The organism is Acinetobacter sp. YH16032 (assembly GCF_013417345.1).
Taxonomy (GTDB): Bacteria; Pseudomonadota; Gammaproteobacteria; order Pseudomonadales; family Moraxellaceae; genus Acinetobacter.
Window position 1 is genome coordinate 1 of the sequence record NZ_VPEE01000042.1, and the last position, 17,979, is coordinate 17,979.

Annotated in this window: 19 protein-coding genes; 8 read left to right on the plus strand and 11 right to left on the minus strand. The window is 37.3% G+C overall.

Annotated features, from left to right (window positions below; all coding sequences use genetic code 11):
• Nucleotides 1-330: 330 nt before the first annotated feature.
• From FTV32_RS14540 to FTV32_RS14560, 5 genes are all read right to left on the minus strand, one after another.
• Nucleotides 331-2,208, minus strand: a complete 1,878-nt coding sequence (locus tag FTV32_RS14540; RefSeq protein ID WP_092767840.1) for a 5'-nucleotidase C-terminal domain-containing protein — start codon at nt 2,206-2,208, stop codon at nt 331-333.
• A gap of 63 nt (nt 2,209-2,271) precedes the next feature.
• Entirely contained in the window at nt 2,272-3,867 is a 1,596-nt protein-coding gene (locus FTV32_RS14545; protein ID WP_180029026.1) for an FAD-dependent oxidoreductase, read from the minus strand.
• Nucleotides 3,864-4,325 (minus strand): hypothetical protein, encoded by a 462-nt coding sequence (locus FTV32_RS14550; protein ID WP_092767835.1) that lies wholly within the window; start codon nt 4,323-4,325, stop codon nt 3,864-3,866. Before FTV32_RS14550 ends, FTV32_RS14545 begins: the two co-directional genes overlap by 4 nt.
• 163 nt (nt 4,326-4,488) lie before the next feature.
• Nucleotides 4,489-5,103, minus strand: a complete 615-nt coding sequence (locus FTV32_RS14555) for a YidB family protein (protein ID WP_092767832.1) — start codon at nt 5,101-5,103, stop codon at nt 4,489-4,491.
• A gap of 101 nt (nt 5,104-5,204) precedes the next feature.
• Complete coding sequence (locus tag FTV32_RS14560; RefSeq protein WP_092767830.1) at nt 5,205-5,672, minus strand: DUF6231 family protein; 468 nt, start codon at nt 5,670-5,672, stop codon at nt 5,205-5,207.
• A 31-nt stretch (nt 5,673-5,703) separates the two neighbouring features.
• Between FTV32_RS14560 and FTV32_RS14565 the strand changes: the two genes are divergently transcribed.
• Nucleotides 5,704-6,579: a DUF2797 domain-containing protein gene (locus FTV32_RS14565; protein ID WP_092767828.1), complete on the plus strand. Its 876-nt coding sequence runs from the start codon at nt 5,704-5,706 to the stop codon at nt 6,577-6,579.
• Between the two features lie 35 nt (nt 6,580-6,614).
• Here the strand turns inward: FTV32_RS14565 and lpxB are convergent, their stop codons facing one another.
• Nucleotides 6,615-7,784: a lipid-A-disaccharide synthase gene (gene lpxB / locus FTV32_RS14570; RefSeq protein WP_092767860.1), complete on the minus strand. Its 1,170-nt coding sequence runs from the start codon at nt 7,782-7,784 to the stop codon at nt 6,615-6,617.
• A 186-nt stretch (nt 7,785-7,970) separates the two neighbouring features.
• Between lpxB and FTV32_RS14575 the strand changes: the two genes are divergently transcribed.
• From FTV32_RS14575 to FTV32_RS14585, 3 genes are all read left to right on the plus strand, one after another.
• The gene (locus tag FTV32_RS14575; RefSeq protein WP_180029027.1) at nt 7,971-8,846 is read left to right on the plus strand and encodes a sulfite exporter TauE/SafE family protein; all 876 of its coding nucleotides are present in this window, start codon (nt 7,971-7,973) and stop codon (nt 8,844-8,846) included.
• Between the two features lie 262 nt (nt 8,847-9,108).
• Nucleotides 9,109-10,200 carry a 3-deoxy-7-phosphoheptulonate synthase gene (locus FTV32_RS14580; RefSeq protein ID WP_051586615.1) on the plus strand — a complete coding sequence of 364 codons (1,092 nt, stop codon included), beginning with the start codon at nt 9,109-9,111 and terminating at the stop codon, nt 10,198-10,200.
• A gap of 48 nt (nt 10,201-10,248) precedes the next feature.
• A complete protein-coding gene (locus FTV32_RS14585) occupies nt 10,249-10,773 on the plus strand; it encodes a hypothetical protein (protein WP_180029028.1) in 525 nt (174 codons plus the stop codon).
• 10 nt (nt 10,774-10,783) lie between these two features.
• On the opposite strand, the gene ispF is transcribed toward FTV32_RS14585, so the two are convergent.
• Complete coding sequence (gene ispF, locus FTV32_RS14590; RefSeq protein ID WP_092767822.1) at nt 10,784-11,269, minus strand: 2-C-methyl-D-erythritol 2,4-cyclodiphosphate synthase; 486 nt, start codon at nt 11,267-11,269, stop codon at nt 10,784-10,786.
• Between the two features lie 98 nt (nt 11,270-11,367).
• On the opposite strand from ispF, the gene FTV32_RS14595 reads away from it, so the two are divergent.
• On the plus strand, nt 11,368-12,021 hold the full coding sequence (locus tag FTV32_RS14595) for a hypothetical protein (protein ID WP_180029033.1): 654 nt from the start codon (nt 11,368-11,370) through the stop codon (nt 12,019-12,021).
• 23 nt (nt 12,022-12,044) lie between these two features.
• Here the strand turns inward: FTV32_RS14595 and FTV32_RS14600 are convergent, their stop codons facing one another.
• The 4 genes from FTV32_RS14600 to FTV32_RS14615 form a co-directional block, all read right to left on the minus strand.
• Nucleotides 12,045-12,893, minus strand: coding sequence for a DMT family transporter (locus FTV32_RS14600; protein ID WP_180029029.1), 849 nt, complete (start codon nt 12,891-12,893; stop codon nt 12,045-12,047).
• A 77-nt stretch (nt 12,894-12,970) separates the two neighbouring features.
• Nucleotides 12,971-14,008, minus strand: coding sequence for a class II fructose-bisphosphate aldolase (fba, locus tag FTV32_RS14605; protein ID WP_035269168.1), 1,038 nt, complete (start codon nt 14,006-14,008; stop codon nt 12,971-12,973).
• Between the two features lie 132 nt (nt 14,009-14,140).
• Nucleotides 14,141-14,389: a hypothetical protein gene (locus FTV32_RS14610; protein WP_035269170.1), complete on the minus strand. Its 249-nt coding sequence runs from the start codon at nt 14,387-14,389 to the stop codon at nt 14,141-14,143.
• 120 nt (nt 14,390-14,509) lie between these two features.
• Nucleotides 14,510-15,697, minus strand: coding sequence for a phosphoglycerate kinase (locus tag FTV32_RS14615; RefSeq protein ID WP_180029030.1), 1,188 nt, complete (start codon nt 15,695-15,697; stop codon nt 14,510-14,512).
• Nucleotides 15,698-15,835: 138 nt separating this feature from the next.
• On the opposite strand from FTV32_RS14615, the gene FTV32_RS14620 reads away from it, so the two are divergent.
• The 3 genes from FTV32_RS14620 to FTV32_RS14630 all read left to right on the plus strand — a co-directional run bounded on the left by FTV32_RS14620 (nt 15,836) and on the right by FTV32_RS14630 (nt 17,786).
• A complete protein-coding gene (locus tag FTV32_RS14620) occupies nt 15,836-16,219 on the plus strand; it encodes a DUF2237 family protein (RefSeq protein WP_035269188.1) in 384 nt (127 codons plus the stop codon).
• Nucleotides 16,219-16,830, plus strand: a complete 612-nt coding sequence (locus FTV32_RS14625; protein ID WP_180029031.1) for a nucleoside triphosphate pyrophosphatase — start codon at nt 16,219-16,221, stop codon at nt 16,828-16,830. The genes FTV32_RS14620 and FTV32_RS14625 overlap by 1 nt, the downstream gene beginning before the upstream one ends.
• A 350-nt stretch (nt 16,831-17,180) precedes the next feature.
• Nucleotides 17,181-17,786: a hypothetical protein gene (locus FTV32_RS14630; protein ID WP_180029032.1), complete on the plus strand. Its 606-nt coding sequence runs from the start codon at nt 17,181-17,183 to the stop codon at nt 17,784-17,786.
• Nucleotides 17,787-17,979: the final 193 nt, after the last annotated feature.

The following is a 17,979-nucleotide window of genomic DNA, read 5'->3' on the forward strand; positions in this document are numbered from 1 at the left end:
ATATCGATCAATCAACCAGTAAAAATCCACACAAGTTGTTCTTCATAATCTCTTAATGATCTTTCTAACATCTCGTCAATGCTAGAAGCTGGACTCGAAACACTTAACAACTCAGCAACCTGCTTCGCTCGTCTCCGTGTATCTCGTCGGTATGGGGTGCATTCTATAGATTTTTTCTTCCCTTGCAACCCCTTATTTAAACAAAAACTCATGCATGTTTGTTTTTTAAGCAAATTTATGTTTTTTACACTAAAAAATACACAAAAACGATTAATTAAATTAAAAAACCCCAATTAAATTGAGGTTTTTCAGATCAAAAAGCTCTAAATCTTATTCTATGTATTTTTGAGTACTATAATATGAAGTAGGTAATTTTCGAATTGTTTTTATTTTTTGATGACCATCTATTGAATTTAAGTAATTTAAGAATGCTTCTGCATAGTCCAATCCAACTTCTATTCGACGCTCACCTGTAATTTTTTTCAATGTATGATAGTAATCAGCACCATCAGCTAAAAAATTGATGGTTACAATTTTATATAACTGATTTAAATCTAATGGCACAAGCTGGTCAAACCCATTTCTGACTTGAATATTTGTAATACGCTTTCCAATAGGCTGCGTCATATCAACTTGCCAAGTTAATCCAGCCGTATACGGATAACTTCCAGTATTTTTTTGTTCAATCACGCCTGAAATGGCATCTTCAAGCGTATCTTTAATTTCTTGACCAGTCATATTCAATTGAACGAGCGTATTTTTGAAAGGTAAGACTCGGAAGATATCTGCTACAGTGATATTTCCTTTCGCCAAATCAACTCTTACTCCACCTGCATTTTGAAATGAAATATCAGCATTAAAATATTCTTTGCCTTGTTTAAGAAATGCTTCGGCAACCATTTGTTGAATATCACCACCATGGACATCGACATGCGCATTCAAATTACACACATCACCTAAAGATGATCGTGAGCGATCAAATTGAGTTCCCGGCACACGTCTTGAACATAAATTATCAACTGCCTGCCCAACAACTTTGACTGCAAATAATTTTTTAGATTGCTTATAGCGCTCTAAGACACTCAAAATATTTTGATCTTCTTTAATAATAGAAAAAGGAGCTCGTTCTTCTTCGAATTGATGTTCTATATATTTTTTTTCTTGATCACTGACTCTTTCATTATTTTGCTTACGTTTAAAATCATCGCTAATTAACACATGCGGTGTACCCACACAACTTTGAACCGCACCATCTGCATTAAATTTTACGTTAAGTTCACCAACCACATAACTGTATTGCCATGCTTGAGCAACACAAACAGATTCGCCATTTTTATTTTTCAATTGTAATGGGTAGGTAGCGACAGGAGACATACCATACTTTTCTAATATATGAGGTCCAAACAATGTGTGAGAGTCGCCTCCAATTATCACATCCACATCCGTAAGTTCTTGTGCTAATTTTTGATCAAGTTCATAGCCTACATGTGTTTGTAAAATAATTTTTTTAATTCCCTGTTTTTTGAGTTGATTAATCTCATTTTGAGCTACTGTAATTTCATCTCGGAATAATGTGTCTTGATTTGGTTGAGAGGAGTTTTTAGTTTTTGATGCAATGGTGAGCCCCACAACCCCATATTTTTCCCCATCCCGCTCAAGAACAATAGATTTTTGAATCCGATCTGTCTGATATAAAGGTGAACTCACCCCAAATTCAACATTTGCAGAAAGAATCTCTGTTCGCTCTTTACACTGTCCTTCGTCTAAAAAACCAATAAAATCTTTTAAGCCTTGATCTTTTGCATCAAATTCATGATTTCCCAAGGTGAAAGTATCAAAACACACTGTATTCATCATTTCAGCATCAGCTTTTCCATTTGAGAGGTTGTAATACAAATCTCCTGTTATCGCATCACCAGCATGAATTTTCACTACATTCTGATGATTTTCTGCCATTAGATTCATAAATGTTGCTACACGAGAAAATCCACCACGGGAAACGACTAGTTGTTCTTCACCATGACCTAAATCGAAATTAAAGCTAAGCTCTTCACCATCTAAATGGGAGTGATGGTCATTAATATGAAGAATTTTCAACTCTGAGGGTTGTGTAATATTAGGATTAGATTTTTGGTCATCTCCACCACAACTACTTAGCAATAACGATGTCGTTAATAGAAGACCTGTTATTTTTATCTTGTTCTTCATTTGAATACTCCTTTTTTTTAAACCAAGAGTATTCAACGAAGATATGACATTATGATGGTGGATTTATGACACTTTATCGAAATGACTAATTTTATATTTTTCTGCAAATCGCTCAGCTAATGCCGTAATGGTCAAACTCGGATTAACACCAACATTCACAGGAATCGCACTCCCATCAACCACATATAAGCCTTGATAGCCAAAAACCTGATGATTAGAGTCAATCACACCTTTAGAGGAATCCTCAGCCATAACTACACCACCCAATATATGCGCTGTAACAGATAAGTGCCCCATACTTTCCAATATATTATTCTGTGCTTGACCACCACTTACTTCAGCAAATTTTTCTGCAGCTTCATTTGCTAACGGTATAAAAGACGGCGCTCTTTCTCCAACTGAAACCTGCGTTTTCAAAAAACGCCTAAAACCTCTGAGTGCAGTACGTCCATATACAAATCGTATTTGATTGTCTGCCTGTTGCATGACGGTTAATACAGTGACACGTTTATGCCAGTTTTTAGAACGCCATGATCGAGTTGAAACAAAGGGGTGCAGAAAAAAATGCTTTAAAACATGGAGTGCACGTTTTACAGGTTGATCGCCATTGACCAGTGGTCCCATATAAAACTTCATAAACTCATAACTTGCTGGAAATCGATTCTGAGTAATATGTGTTTTGTCATCTGCATGAAAATGACTGGAAATGGTCGTCCCTCTCGTTAAATCTATTGTTTTATCATTATTAGAGATCGCAACAATCGCCTCACTATTGGTTCGAATATGTTCACCTAACTGACCAGAAATATTCGGTAAGGTTTTAAACACATCTCTTGAAGCAAACAAAATTTCAACAGTTCCTATAACACCTGCGGATAGAATGACCTGTTTCGCAGAGTAATCTTGTTTTTCTTTGGAGTTAAATGACTGATATGTATGAATGATATATTTTCCATCAACATGTGAAAGATGAGTTACTTTGGTTTCTGGAATAATCTCAACTCCATTGTTCTCTGCAAGATATAAATAGTTTTTATCCAAACTATTCTTCGCACCCTGCGCACACCCCGTTATACAATTTCCGCACAGATTACAGCCTATTCGTTCGGGACCTTGACCATTCAAAAGTGGATCACTCACCCATTGATGAGGATCACCAAAGTAAATTCCCTGTGGTACAGTGTCAAAACTATCTCCAGAACCCATTTTTTCTGCTGTTTGTTTTAACCACTCATCTTGCTGACCTTTATATGGATTTAAACTTACACCTAGCATGGACTGAGCCATCTGATAGTGCGGTTGTAATTCCCTCTCCCAGTCTTCTGACAAATGACTCCAAGTTGGATCACGATAAAACTTTTGACCTGGTTTTAACAACACAGCAGCATAAACAACACTGCCACCACCAACGGCAACCCCTCGAACCACACCCATATGTTGGAATACGTCTTGTGCAAGAAAACCCTTCATCCCTAACGTCGGTGCCCAATTTAAGTATTTAGAACTCCGACTTGCTCGATGTAAATCATCTTCAGTGAGCCTTCTTCCCTGCTCTAGCACAGCTACTTTTAATCCAAGCTCAGACAATCTTAGCGCAGATACACTTCCACCAAAGCCTGAACCTACAATAATGACATCATATTCAAATTTTGATTTCATACATCACGACTTAGAATAAATGGAAATGAAAAATGCTTTAAAAAAGGAAGATTAATGATAGTCATACACAACATCGTATGTTCATCAAGCTGTCTTAACTCATCAACCACCCAACGCCATGGAATTGGTGCTGTCTTGCCATAATACAAGGCGATCGTTTGTTTTCCATCAATCAAAGACGCCTCTTCTAGACACTCCATTTGAAGCTTTTCACTTCTCTGACCGCGATTGAGTAAAATATTAGTGACTAAATTTTGATTGATGAATTTTTTCCCAAACCATCCCCCCAATCCACTTAAAAATAAACTCGGTGCTGCAGACACTCTTAACCACCAAGGACCAATAAACTGAGCCTTATATTCTCCTTGTCTCATGGCAAGTGGCGCGGATGACAGTTGTTGATAGGTTGCCTTAATCGAGGTCAACGAAGCAGTGATTAAATGCTCCTTACGGATCATGAATTTCTCCCTCAATGATTTTTGTTTTATTCAGCATGTCCTATGCTTCTTTATGAAATATATCAATCGTTTAAATTTTATTCCACTTACATACTTTGCTCGATTGCATAAAAAAAGCCGGATGTGACATACATTCGGCTTTTCAACTCAAATTAATTTCACTTTATTTCTTTAAAAATCCTGATACAAGATTCAACACATTTTGTATATCTGAATTCGCTTCTTGTGGATCGGTCTTATTTGCTTGAGGTGTAAGCGAATCAATAATTTGTGGTAAGACTGAAGAAATCGCACTGTATACATCCTGTTTAGGAACTTGCGCTTCTTGTGCAACTTGCTCTACATCTTGCTGATCAAATAAATTTTGAACCTGTTGCGTGCTGACATTGGCATTTTCGCCAGGACCAGTTGAAACCCAATCATCCACTTGACTCGTCAGACCCTGACCTTTCAGTTGATCAAGTGCACCTTGCAAACCGCCATTTTTTTGAATCCAATTGAGAATTAAAGGAACTACTGCGATTAATAAGGTTTGAGCGTTTAGACCTGATGATTTGCCTACACCACCAGGTTGACTACCCGATAAACCACCAAGTACAGATCCCAAAATCCCTCCCAATCCACCTTGTTGTTGGTTTTGATTGGTCTGATTATTTTGTCCCGTTAAACTCCCGAGTACCGAACCAAGTACACCACCCAATCCCGATTGATTAGATTGTGGATTACCGCCTAAGGCCTGTTTCGCTAAAACTTCAACAATATTACTTAAATTTGTCATCAAGACACCTTTACATTCTTATTTTCATTGATCAGCATATCGTTAAAAACATGGCTTTGTACATTGAAATTGTTGTGTTTTGATAAACTCAAAGTTTGCCATTACCATCGAAACTTATTCCAATTTTCTGGATTAGCCCAAAACTTAGAATTAAACCAATCTGGCACATGCTTATAATTCAAAATATTGAATTGCCATAAGGCGAAATCTTGCTCTGTATTTTTTTGCTCAATGAGCTGCGTGAATCCCAGACTTCTTAATAATTGTTCATCTGCAATATGACTCAACACGACGATTCTTTTTGCCATTAAATCACGCAGTTTTACCAGCATTTGTGATTTATGATGGGTTGATAGTGTATCCATCTGTTCATTATTTAAAATCACAACACCTAGATCATAGCGTTGCTGAAAAGGAAGCATTAAAAATTCAGTTACGTTAAAATGATTCCATTGGATTGTTTGAGCATAGTCTTGGCTGAGATCCTGACCAAGACATACGGCAGTTTGAATTGGCTGTTCTTTAGATAAATCGTCTAGCATTGACGTGATGACATTTTTCTCAGCCATGAGCTGCACCTTATTTGAGTGAGATTAAAGCATGGAATTACAGGGCATTTGTCATAAAATGCACGCTGGTTTAACCAACCTAAGTGTAACTGAACAACAAACACAACAGGCAAATGTTGAATATAAATTTATTTTAGATCGTTCAGAAATCAATCTCCCGTTCAACTTAGGTCAAGAAATTGAAATTGAATGGACCGGCAAAATTTACTGTGTTTCCTGTGGGAATAAAACACCAAAATCATACTCCCAAGGTCACTGCTTTAAATGCATGAAAACGAAAGCAGCCTGTGATATGTGTATTATGAAGCCAGAAACATGCCATTACCATTTAGGGACTTGTCGTGAAGAAAGCTTTGCTCAAGAAGTATGCTTTCAACCCCATATTGTCTATCTTGCCAATTCAAGTGCATTAAAGGTTGGCATTACCCGTTTAGGTCAAATGCCAACACGTTGGCTAGATCAAGGGGCTACCCAAGCTTTACCTATTATGAAAGTGGGCTCTCGTCGGTTATCAGGACAACTTGAAGTCATGTTTGGTACGCAAGTCGCTGATAAAACAGACTGGAGAAAATTGCTGAAAGGTGAAGCGGAAAAGGTAAATTTGTTAGAGATCAGAGATGAATTGCTCACGGAGTTTGAACCTCAAATTGAAACCATTCGAGATGAGTTCAGCATGAGCCTAGATTTCAATGAAAATGTAGAAATTTTAGAAAACGAACTTCCTCGTGAATTCATTTATCCTGTCGATCAATATCCTGAAAAAATTAAATCGCATAACTTAGACAAAACGCCAGTCATACGTGGAAAACTGCACGGTATCAAAGGACAATATCTGATTATGGACACAGGTGTCATCAATATACGCAAATATACGGGTTATGAATTAAAAATTCGTGCTGATTCATAATGCTAAATCAATAAAGCCTCAATATGAGGCTTTTTTTAAAGGATAGATAGAATTGCGTGCACTGGATCTTCATTTTGATCCGACAATAGTTGCTTGTGCATCGTCAACAATTGCATAGATTGTATTTTTGAGTTTTCGATATTCATCAACAACTCAATCTCATGTGCTAAGTTTTCTGGAGTTGCATCATTCTGGATTAACTCCTGAATTACTTTTTTACCTGCAATAATATTAGGTAAAGAATAATAAGGAATTTTCACTAAAAGTTTCGCAATCCAGTAGGTCAAACTATTTAGTTTATAAAAAGTCACCATGGGACGATGCAATAACATCGCCTCAAGTGTTGCAGTACCCGATGCCAACGCCACAATATCACTGGCATCCATGACCATCCGACCTATTTTAGATTCCGCATCAATATTTTCCATTAACTTGATATTATCTCTGAGTCTATCTGGGTAACCTATTAAGATCTGCTCAATTTGTTGTTTACGAGCCTCATTGATGGCTGGAATTAAAAATTGATACTCAGGATATTTTTGATGGACAATCTTCGCTGCATCTAATACAAGCGGCCCTAACTTATCAACTTCACCACGACGACTTCCAGGCAGTAATGCGATATGTTTTTGTGCAGGATTTAAACCAAGCGCCTGCTTTGCATCGAGTATAGGATTTTCCAGCGGTAATTGATTAGCGAGAGGATGTCCAACAAATACCGCTGGCACATTAAATCGATCATAAAAAGTTTTTTCGAATGGGAATAGGCAAAGCACCAAGTCAATTGAGGCTTTGATACCATGAACACGACCTTGACGCCATGCCCAAACCGAAGGACTCACATATTGAACAGTCTTAATTGGCAACGATTTTTGCTTTATTTTCTTTGCTAAGCGCAAGTTAAAATCTGGTGCGTCTATCCCTATAAAAATATCAACAGGTTGTTTAGTCCATTGATCAACCAAGCCATCTCGAACCGCAAAAAGTTTTTTAATATCTTTTAATACTTCAACAATTCCCATCACCGATAGAATATCCATCGCATAATAGCTTTTAAAACCCTCTGCAATCATTTGAGGACCGCCAATTCCTTCAAATTCAGCATTAATTCCCTGCTCTCGAAAACGACGTATTAATTTGGCGCCTAAGGTATCACCTGAAACTTCACCAACCACAATGCCAATTTTAAGTTTTCGATTTTGCAAATGAATATCCTCTTTCATGCTCTACAAGTATCTTAACATAAGCATCTCATAACAGACTGAGTTCTTGAAATATCTTAACTTAGTAATGCTTTATCTTATTTTTGAATAAGTAAATGAATAATCAAGACAACAGCTTATATTCAAAAATCATAAGATATGCCGGTTTTCTGATAAGTAGCACAAACGATGTACGGTTCTATTGAATATATTTTAGCAGGTGTTTTAGTTGGTTTCTGTGTAGGGGTCACTGGCGTGGGTGGTGGCTCACTTATGACCCCTATCTTGATTGGTTTATTTAAAATTGAACCACATATTGCAATTGGTACAGATCTACTTTATGCCGCGATTTCTAAGTTTTGCGGCTCTTTTGTACATGCAAAAAAGCTTAATATTGTTTGGCCCATCGTCATTTGGCTTGCGATCGGAAGTATTCCAGCCTCTTTAGCCACAACTTGGGTTTTAGACAACTATTTGAGTCAATCCACACATTACAAAGCCATTCTCACGATGGTTTTAGGCTTTATGCTGACCATTACTGGTATTTCAATTGTATTCCGTACACAGGTAGAAAAATTCTTCAAAAAATTTTCCAAAGAAGTTACTGAACAGGAAGTTGAATTAACTCGAGAAAAATTAAAGCAGAAGCGTTTATATATAGCTTTAATGGGTATTGTACTGGGTATTTTTGTGACCTTGTCTTCAGTTGGCGCGGGTGCATTCGGCATTATGGCGCTGATCATCATGTTCCCTAATTTACCTATGATTAGAATTATTGGTTCTGATGTTGTCCATGCAGTTTTACTGACGCTCGTGGCAGGTATGGGGCATATGAATTCAGGAAATGTTGATTTCAATTTATTAATGTGGCTTTTAGTCGGATCGATTCCTGCAATCATCGTTGGTACGTTGGTGAGCTCCCATTTACCAGAAAAAATTATTCGCAAGGTACTGGGTATCACCTTATTTGCCATTGGTGTTAACTTCATGCTTAATCCAGTCAAAGCAAAACCTATGACCGCACCTGAGGCAGTTATTGAATCCTCAACTCAAGCCCAGTCTTAATTTAATATCATGTTCAAACTATAACCTCAGTGAAGCTGTATATTTCACTGAGGTGAAATTAAATGATTTATTCAATTTAATAATTTTCAAAAATTAAATCATTCTATACAATACAAGTAGAAACTCTGATTAATACCAAAAAGACAATTTCATTACTTTTTTTTATTAAATCCATTCAACTTTTTGATAACAAATGATCTACTGAATCATGCTATATTCAATAGATTGAACATTTTCTTGTAAAAACGAACCAGTGACGGCAATGAATACTTTACAGTCAAATTCTATCACCCAAAACGACATTGATGACGTGAATGTACAAAGCATTCAGCCTCTTGTTACTCCTGCTGAATTAAAAACAGAATTACCGTTAACTGATAATGCATACCAAACAGTCCTAAAAGGTCGTGAAACTGTACGTAATATCTTAGATGGCAATGACAAACGTTTATTCGTAGTCATTGGACCGTGCTCTATTCACGATCCTGCAGCAGCTCATGATTATGCTGATCGTTTAAAAGTTTTAAGCGAAAAAGTGAAAGACACGCTTTATATCATCATGCGCGTGTATTTCGAGAAGCCTCGTACAACAGTGGGTTGGAAAGGCTTAATTAATGACCCTGACATGAATGACTCTTTCAACATTGAAAAAGGTTTACGTTTAGGTCGTAAATTATTGCTTGAACTCAATGAAAAAGGTTTGCCATGCGCAACTGAAGCGCTTGATCCAAACTCTCCACAGTACTACCAAGACTTAATTTCTTGGTCAGCAATCGGTGCACGTACAACAGAGAGCCAAACACACCGAGAGATGTCTTCAGGTTTATCATCTCCAGTCGGCTTTAAAAATGGTACGGACGGTGGTCTCACTGTTGCGACCAATGCGATGCAATCTGTAAAACATGGCCATAGTTTCCTTGGCTTAAATGACCAAGGTCAAGTTTCGGTCATTCGTACTAAAGGCAACCAATATGCCCATGTCGTGTTGCGTGGTGGTAATGGCAAACCGAATTATGATGCTGGCTCTGTAGCAGAAGCTGAAAATGCATTGGCGAAAGCAAAAGTAAGCAACAAGATCATGATTGATGCGAGTCATGCCAATTCTAATAAAGACCCATACCTTCAGCCATTGGTTCTAAAAAATATCACTGAACAAATTTTAGATGGCAATAAATCGATCGTAGGTATTATGGTTGAAAGTCATTTAAAAGGTGGCCGCCAAGATATTCCTGCAAATCTTTGCGATTTAGAGTATGGTAAGTCTGTTACAGATGGATGCATCGATTGGGAAACAACTGAAAAAGTTTTGTTGGAAATGGATGCAGCTTTGAAAGACGTTCTACCACAACGTTAATCAGATTAAACGCCATCACACGATGGCGTTTTTTTATAAGGTTAAATCATGGATCAACTCGAAAAAGAACTAAGCTCAATCCCCCATTTTCAATTTGTTCATGAGCATTTGTTTAGCTCAGGTCAGCCAAACGAAGAACAACTTAAATCAATTAAAGCCTATGGTATAGATACCATCATTAATCTCGCTTTTAATGATGCTACACCGAACTTAAATCATGAAGATCGCTTAAGTGCTGAAATTGGTCTTAATTACATCCAAGTCCCTATTGATCCAGAATTTCCACATGACGATCAATGTTTATTTGTACTCGATCTGATCGACCATCTCGTTAAAGAGAAAATGGTCTGGATACATTGCACCGAAAATCATCAATGTAGTTCATTAATCTATCTGTACCGACTACATTATATGAATATGGATTTACCTACTGCACATGAGCTACTACACCAAGTATGGGAACCCAACAACACTTGGACTGGGCTAGTGCACGCGGTCGGCTTACAGTTGCAAGGACGTAAAGCCACTCAAGAACTGCAAGCCTCTTTGATGAAAGCGCAAAACTTTGAATGATCAAAATTGCTCATTGATGACTAATTAATACGGTCGCTGTAGACAGAATTCCTTCCTGACGACCAGTAAACCCTAATTTTTCAGTGGTAGTGGCTTTAATACTAATCTGATTGATATCCACATCAAGTACATCTGCAATACTTTGACGCATATCTAAATTATGTTTCGCTAATTTTGGACGCTCACAAGCCACTGTAATATCCGCGTTATTCAGTTGATAACCACGATCCAATATCAACTGATAAACATGCTTTAATAAAACCTTACTGTCCGCGCCTTTGAACTGTTCATCAGTATCTGGAAAGTGCTGTCCAATATCACCGAGCGCTAAAGCACCCAACAATGCATCACAAAGTGCATGTAAAACTACATCTCCATCAGAGTGTGCTTTCAAACCATGTGTATGCGGAATACGAATACCAGCCAATGTGACATAATCGCCTTCCTCAAAAGCATGAACATCAATACCTTGACCTATACGAATAGCTAAGCTCACATTGAACTCCTTTACACAGTTTTTGAAAATGAAATCTTGTATTCTTTGATTCTTGTTCGCTATAGTAGATGCGCAAACATTTGAAAGTATAAGCGATGATGTTGTCAAAAAGCGTATCAAGTTGGATGAAACCTTTAATTTCTATCTTTTTCATTGGATTAAGCAGTGTTTCTGTCGCACAGGCACAACTTATTCAATGTGATAAACCTCAATCAAGTTTTAAAAATTCCATGATTTGTGCTGCTGATTTTTCATCTTTGAGAGATGAATTGAATGAACGCTTTTTAACATCCTACTTAGTTACCGATGCACCAACTCGATTAATTCAAGATACACAACAGCTTTGGCTGAATCGACTGCAGCAGTGTAAAAATAAAAATTGTGTGTCATTACAAATCAATCAACGCATTGATGATTTAAACTTTTACATGTCGATGAATCAAACGCTTACTCAGCATTACATCAAGTTTGAACAAGGTAAAATTGCAGCGCAACCTGTACACCTTAAGATTCATCAATTAAGCAAGGATCGCGTTAAAATTGAAGGTATTGCTTATCGTAGCCCTAACAATCGCCTAGAAACCCAGACCATCCCATTATTGGCTTATACAACCACTCAAAGCAAACACGAAATTATTGATAATGAGCATGATTGTCAGTACAAACTCAAATACCAAAAATCATTACTGATTGTCTCAACTGAGCAAACAGGCTGTGAGCGCTTTAGTGGAATCTATCGACTATATGATTAAACAGAATGTATGCAAGTTCACAGTTAAATTGCGAATGCTAAACACAACACTCCTGTGAGCGCTAACAGAATACCTAAGCTGTTTTTTAGGGTTATTTTTTCTTTAAAAACTAATATACCTGCGATCACACCTAACACTACGACTAGAATATTCATACCAGCGAATACGATTGCAGGTGAATCCTTTAACAACATATGTGCTTTCACATAAAGTGCAATATTGGCAAAATTCAATACACCTAAACTTAGTCCAGCAAGAAAATTTTGCACTGTCCATGATGTTTGACGCAGGGACAAATATCCCATGGAAATAATGAAAGCAAACACAAACATCAAGTTTAAACTGACTGCAAATTTTAACCCTAAACTTGTACTGTATTTTAACAGAACATCTACGAGTGCATAGCCAAGCCAAACTGCGAGCAAATACATTCCTGCTTTTTTTGTTTGCAATGTTGGTTTCGATGTTTTAGAAAAAATGATCAAAACAATTGCACTCAAACCCAATGCAATACCAATCAATTTCAGGGTGCTAAATTTTTCTTGGAAAAGAAAATAGGCTGCCAACAATGAAAGAACAACGGATAATCTTTGCGCGATTTCAGTTCTGATAATTCCAGCTTGATCAAGTGATTTGGAGAGCAGCAAGAATATTGAGGGTAATGCTATCCCCAACAACCCAATAAGCCACCAAGGTGTGGAGGTTAATGATATTTGGTTGAGGTCTGGCTTAAACCAAAAAAAACAGAGTATCGTGGCGATAGCATAATTCCATGCAATCATTTGCATGACATCAAATCCACGAGACTTACTAAACTTCAATAAAATCGATACTAGTACGCTGCACAAAGCTGCTGAAAAAATCAGTTCCATAATTTGCTCTTGTTTTTTTATTCAAGAAAAAGCCCACAATCACTGTGGGCTTTTAAAATTATAAATAATTTTATTAATTATTTATAACGATCTACCATTTTCTCTAAAGAAATAGGGCGAATCTTGTCAGCATGACCTGCTGTACCAAATGCAGTATAACGATCTACACAGATTTGCTTCATTGCTTCAACAGTTTGAGCAAAGAATTTACGTGGATCAAATTCGCTTGGTTTTTCAGCCATCATACGACGCATAGCACCTGTTGAAGCTAAACGTAAGTCAGTGTCGATATTGATTTTACGTACACCGTGTTTAATTGCTTCAACCAACTGCTCAACAGGAACACCATAAGTTTCTTTGATGTCACCACCGTATTGGTTAATAATCGCTAACCATTCTTGTGGAACTGAACTTGAACCATGCATTACAAGATGAGTATTTGGAAGTGCAGCGTGGATCTCTTTAATACGATCGATCGCTAAAATATCACCTGTAGGTGGACGCGTAAATTTATAAGCGCCGTGTGAAGTACCAACTGCAATTGCTAAGGCATCAACGTTAGTATCAGCGACAAATTGAGTCGCCTCTTCAACCGAAGTAAGCAGTTGTGAATGATCTAGAACACCTTCAGCGCCAACACCATCCTCTTCACCAGCCAGACCAGTTTCAAGGCTACCTAGGCAACCAATCTCACCTTCTACAGATACACCACACGCATGTGCCATTTGAACAACACGACGAGTTACATCTACGTTGTAATCATAAGTTGTTGGTGTTTTACCATCTGCACCTAATGAACCATCCATCATTACTGATGAAAAGCCTAATTGGATTGAGCGTTGGCAAACGTCAGGATCAGTACCATGGTCTTGGTGCATCACAACTGGAATGTGTGGCCATTCTTCGATTGCAGCCAAAATAAGATGGCGTAAGAATGGAGCACCAGCATATTTACGAGCACCAGCAGATGCTTGAACAATAACAGGTGAATTTGTTTCATCTGCGGCTAACATAATCGCGCGCATTTGTTCTAAGTTGTTTACGTTAAACGCTGGTACGCCGTAACTATGTTCTGCGGCGTGATCCAAGAGCTGGCGCATTGAAATAAGAGCCATAATTTCCTCCCAGGTAATGCTCCATATTCTAACCTGACCTGTGTTTCAATTCAGCAACAATTGACAGTATTTCATAAAAAATCCCTGCAATTGCAGGGAGATTTTCGATTTAGTACTGATTGATGTACGAAATCACTCCGCCGTTGCTTGATCAGCAGGTGCATTTGCAACTTCTTCAGGAACATCAGTATTATTTTCATCTTGTAATGGCTGATCAATAGCATCGATAGCCGCTTGTTGTTCAGCACTAATATCTGATGCTTCAACAGCAACTTCTGATGTTGATGTTTGATCTGCAGCTGGTGCACTTTCTTGTTTAGAACAAGCCGTCATAGCAAGAGTAGCAGCCAATAGTGCAATTACGCCTAATTGTAATTTCATGATGTTATTCCGCATGATAAATCAGATTATGATCATAATATTTCAAAATTATTTCATTTTCATGACGAAAATTAGTCATAAAAAAAGACCTTCTTAGAAGGTCTTTTTTCTTAAATCCAATTAAGCGCGTTCAAGTAGAACAGCGACTGCTGGTAATGTCTTGCCTTCTACAAATTCAAGGAAAGCACCACCACCCGTTGAGATATAACCAATTTTGTCAGCCACTGCATACTTATCAATCGCAGCTAAAGTATCACCACCACCGGCGATAGAGAAACCTTCAGATTCTGCAATCGCTAAAGATAGCGCTTTCGTGCCCTCACCAAATTGATCAACCTCAAATACGCCTACTGGACCATTCCAAAGAATTGTTTTTGAAGTTTTTAAAATTTCAGCAAATGCTTGAGCTGTTTCAGGACCAACATCAAGAATCATGTCATTGTCAGCAACATCTTCAACTTTTTTCACTACGGCTTTTGCTGCCGCTAATGAGCCAAGGAAGTCATCAAAGTTAATTTCTGATGCGTCAGCAACAACAACATCTGTTGGCAATGGAACCGATACTTTCGCAGCAATTGCTTTAGCTGTATCGATTAAGTCATTTTCACAAAGTGATTTACCAACGTTATAGCCCGCAGCTGCTAAGAATGTATTCGCAATACCGCCACCGACAATGAGCTGATCACAAATATCTGATAACGATGTTAAAACATCCAGTTTAGTCGATACTTTTGAACCCGCTACGATAGCAACCATTGGTTTTTCAGGCGTCTGAAGCGCACGACCGAGTGCGTCTAATTCAGCGGCAAGTAATGGACCTGCTGCTGCAACTTTAGCAAAACGAGCCACACCTTCTGTCGATGCTTCTGCACGATGTGCAGTACCAAATGCATCCATCACAAACACATCACAAAGTGCTGCATATTTTGCTGCTAACTCTGGATTATTTTTCTTTTCGCCTGTGTTAAAGCGACAGTTTTCAAGTAACACAACTTGGCCTGGCGCAACTTCAACACCATCCAAATATTCAGTGAGTAATTTAACTTCTTGACCCAATGCTTCAGTTAAGTAGGCAGCAACAGGTGCAAGTGATTGTTCAGCTTTAGGCTCACCTTCAACTGGACGACCAAGGTGAGAATAAACCATTACTGCTGCGCCTTTTTCAAGAGCGGCTTTAATTGTTGGTAATGCAGCGCGTAAACGTGCATCACTCGTAATCACACCATTTTTAACAGGAACGTTTAAGTCTTCACGGATCAGAACACGTTTACCTGCTAAATCGAGGTCAGTCATACGCTGAAAGTTCATGTATAGCTCACTTTATAGATATCAAAACTGCATAGATTCTAAATGATTATGCTAAAAAAGGTGAGTAAAATTTCAGAAAAGCTGTAGAAATCTTTAGATTTGATTATGATAGATGGAGTCGAACCACAAAGTGTTGCTATGTCTATCCATCCAGATCCAAGTATTAATCGTTTAAATGTTTTCGGCGAACCGCTCGCCAGTTGTTGTTTTGATCCTATTACAGGATATTTCAGAAATGGTTTTTGCCACACTGCACCCTCTGATTTAGGTCAACATACAGTCTGTGCCGAAATGACGTCTGAATTCTTAAGTTTCTCGCAACGAATTGGGAATGATTTGACAACACCACTACCCGAAGTTGGTTTTCCCGGTTTAAAGCCTGGTGATTTCTGGTGTATTTGTGTGACGCGCTGGGTTGAAGCTTATCAGAATGATATGGCACCGAATTTAAAACTTCAGGCTTGTCATCAATCAGTACTTGCTTATGTCCCGATCGACATTTTAATGGAATTCTCAGTGTAATGAATCATCATGTTGCTTCAACGTCAGCAAGAATTATTTTAGCTTCTGGCAGTCAGACACGTAAGGAACTACTTAATCGATTACATATCGATTTTGAACAAATATCACCCGATATCGATGAGACTCCGCGTGGGGAAAGCCATGCCGATGATCTTGCCTATCGACTTGCATATGAAAAAGCAAAATATTTTGCTGAGAAAGATCCAGATGCGATCGTTATTGGTTCTGATCAGGTAGCTTGGCGTGAAGGCGCACCTGATATATTTATTGGAAAACCTATATCTCCTGAAAAAGCAATCAAACAACTTCAAGCAAATTCAGGAAAAATTGTTTATTTCAGTACAGCTTTGAGTGTTCAACACGCTTCATCTGGGTTTGAAGAAACCATTGTTGAACATTATAAGGTCAAATTTAGGCATTTGAATCTGGAAGAAATTCAGCGTTATGTCGCACTTGAACAACCTTTACAATGTGCTGGAAGTTTCAAATGTGAAAGTTTGGGCATCAGCTTATTTGAAGAAATGATCGGTCAGGATCAAACAACTTTAATGGGTATGCCGATGATCCAATTGTGTAAGATTTTACGTGAATTGAAAATTCTAGTGCCTTGATACGTTGCTTATTAATAAATAAGACCGAGTTCAATAACTCGGTTTTTTTGGAATTATTTGTTACTAGCAACTGATGAATGAAATAAATACCCTATTTTTAGCTCAAATAATTACAACTGAGCTAAATTAATTTATCTACATAAAGCTGTGGAAAATTGATCGATAAGCGATCTCAAAACATAGAAATTGTAAAAAAGTCCAAATGATCATATTTGGGTTGTTCATTTCAAGTTAAGAATATGAATTACATGAACAAGTTAAGAAACTTTGTATAACAACCATTATCTTAGTTTAAGTTATCATTGTTAAAGTTTTTTTCAATTTTGGATACTATCTTTAGGGGGAAACATATGCATGATAACTACTGGAATAGATTTCTACATATTGAAAAAAAACTAAAAGAATTTAGTACTCACGTAGATTTTGACATTAGAAACAATGAAACTTTTTCTATAGAAATAATGAATTTGTATCTTACAATTTGTTCAGAAATTGAAGCTATTTTTAAAGCTTGTACATCTAATATTAGTAATTCATTCAACTTTAGAGATTTTCGTGAATACTATAAAGAAGAAACACAACTACAAAGTCTATCTCTCTTAAAATCTGACGTAAAAATTAAATATACATCTTTAAAATTCACTCCATTTGATAAGATAGATAGCGATGAAACAATTTTATGGTGGAATCACCATAATAAAATTAAGCATGATCGTGAGATTAATAGAAATCTCGCGAACTTAAAAAATCTATTAAACTCAGCTAGCGCACTTTTTTTACTTAACTTAGTCTACAGATTTGTAGTTCAAGAAAAAATATACCTTATACCCCCTCCTGAAATTTTCGAAACAAAAGATTTCTTGGTCAGCATTCATTCTTCAGGAGGTGGGCTTCTATATACATCCAAAGCTTGTATAAATAGTTTTGGTGCTGAAAGCCCTTTTGATCATGATTAGTTTAGTTAATATTTGATTCAATAAATCTGCCTCATTTAACATAATGGCTGTTATACGATATGAAATTTGTAAGCCCAAAGTAGAAATGTCCGGTTTCTCCAAAGTAAAAATGTCCGCTTTTAGAATATGCACTTTTGCAATTTTCTTAGCGGACGGTTTGATATGTTGGTGTCTATGTCGGATAAAGAACTTA

Coding starts and splice junctions, on each gene's coding strand:
- FTV32_RS14540 (WP_092767840.1), bottom strand. CDS start 2,208: ATGAAGAACAAGATAAAAATAACAGGTCTTCTATTAACGACATCGTTA.
- FTV32_RS14545 (WP_180029026.1), bottom strand. CDS start 3,867: ATGAAATCAAAATTTGAATATGATGTCATTATTGTAGGTTCAGGCTTT.
- FTV32_RS14550 (WP_092767835.1), bottom strand. CDS start 4,325: ATGATCCGTAAGGAGCATTTAATCACTGCTTCGTTGACCTCGATTAAG.
- FTV32_RS14555 (WP_092767832.1), bottom strand. CDS start 5,103: ATGACAAATTTAAGTAATATTGTTGAAGTTTTAGCGAAACAGGCCTTA.
- FTV32_RS14560 (WP_092767830.1), bottom strand. CDS start 5,672: ATGGCTGAGAAAAATGTCATCACGTCAATGCTAGACGATTTATCTAAA.
- FTV32_RS14565 (WP_092767828.1), top strand. CDS start 5,704: ATGGAATTACAGGGCATTTGTCATAAAATGCACGCTGGTTTAACCAAC.
- FTV32_RS14575 (WP_180029027.1), top strand. CDS start 7,971: ATGTACGGTTCTATTGAATATATTTTAGCAGGTGTTTTAGTTGGTTTC.
- FTV32_RS14580 (WP_051586615.1), top strand. CDS start 9,109: ATGAATACTTTACAGTCAAATTCTATCACCCAAAACGACATTGATGAC.
- FTV32_RS14585 (WP_180029028.1), top strand. CDS start 10,249: ATGGATCAACTCGAAAAAGAACTAAGCTCAATCCCCCATTTTCAATTT.
- FTV32_RS14595 (WP_180029033.1), top strand. CDS start 11,368: ATGTTGTCAAAAAGCGTATCAAGTTGGATGAAACCTTTAATTTCTATC.
- FTV32_RS14600 (WP_180029029.1), bottom strand. CDS start 12,893: ATGGAACTGATTTTTTCAGCAGCTTTGTGCAGCGTACTAGTATCGATT.
- fba (WP_035269168.1), bottom strand. CDS start 14,008: ATGGCTCTTATTTCAATGCGCCAGCTCTTGGATCACGCCGCAGAACAT.
- FTV32_RS14610 (WP_035269170.1), bottom strand. CDS start 14,389: ATGAAATTACAATTAGGCGTAATTGCACTATTGGCTGCTACTCTTGCT.
- FTV32_RS14615 (WP_180029030.1), bottom strand. CDS start 15,697: ATGAACTTTCAGCGTATGACTGACCTCGATTTAGCAGGTAAACGTGTT.
- FTV32_RS14620 (WP_035269188.1), top strand. CDS start 15,836: ATGTCTATCCATCCAGATCCAAGTATTAATCGTTTAAATGTTTTCGGC.
- FTV32_RS14625 (WP_180029031.1), top strand. CDS start 16,219: ATGAATCATCATGTTGCTTCAACGTCAGCAAGAATTATTTTAGCTTCT.
- FTV32_RS14630 (WP_180029032.1), top strand. CDS start 17,181: ATGCATGATAACTACTGGAATAGATTTCTACATATTGAAAAAAAACTA.